1 protein-coding gene is annotated in these 803 nt (G+C 53.4%); it reads right to left on the bottom strand.

All coding sequences use genetic code 11. The features are described from left to right. On the bottom strand, positions 1 to 644 hold a 644-nt coding region (locus tag H9X86_RS12930; protein ID WP_204901749.1), incomplete at its 3' end, for a Cys-Gln thioester bond-forming surface protein. Between the last annotated feature and the right edge of the window lie 159 nt (positions 645 to 803).

Raw genomic sequence — 803 nt, 5'->3', positions numbered from 1 at the left:
AGAGCGGAAATGGAGGTGGGGCTGGTGCGGATGCCGCTTTGATACTCCCAGATAATGATCTGGGTGGCAAAGGCAAAGTCGTCCACGTTGAAGGCACATCCAACCTGGCTGGTTGTTGGCATATAGCTGGGGTTTTCCGGGTTGTAGCCGTAGAGCATGGCAAGCATAATGCCTTCACGGGCCGTGGGAGACAATAGCTTGAGATAGTCCGATGTGCCAGCTTCTCCAGAGGTGTAGTCTCCTCCGTCAAAGGCCTTACCGGACTCGATGCAGTAGGCCAGGGTGTTTCCCACATAGTACTTGTTGTTGGTATAGCCACTGGTCTGAGTGCTGGTGATGATTTTTTTGGTACCGTCGCTGTAGTAGCGCATAAAGCTAAATTTCATCAGAGCGTACTTATGGCCAGTGATGGAGGTGTATGGTTCTCCCTCCCAGGTGTTGACCACCTCGCCGGGAGACCAGGCCGACATGGTGGCCAGCAGGGGCATTTCTTCCTCTGTGGTAGCCTCAACGGTGGGTTCAGCTGCCTCTGTCACCACCTCTTGGGATGGCTGCGTTTCTGGGGGTGCCGCTGCTCCAGGCAGTATCCCGAGACACAGGGCACCGCACAGAGCTGTGGTAAGGATGCGTTGGATGAGTTTCACTTGTATCACGTCCCTTCTGAGTTGAAATAATCTGTCTCATCTCTTGTAAAAGTGATCCGGGTTCCTCGCTATCATAGAGGGGAATCCCGTGTGAAGTAATGGGGCATGGGCAATGTCCTCCTTTCGCTGAAATAGAAAAAGCGCCGGAGTCTTGGTTAG

This window comes from Pseudoflavonifractor capillosus (assembly GCF_016902575.1).
GTDB classification, from domain to species: Bacteria; Bacillota; Clostridia; order Oscillospirales; family Oscillospiraceae; genus Enterenecus; species Enterenecus capillosus_A.
The sequence above is the reverse complement of the archived record's forward strand: the minus strand, read 5'-3'. Positions and strand labels throughout refer to the sequence as shown.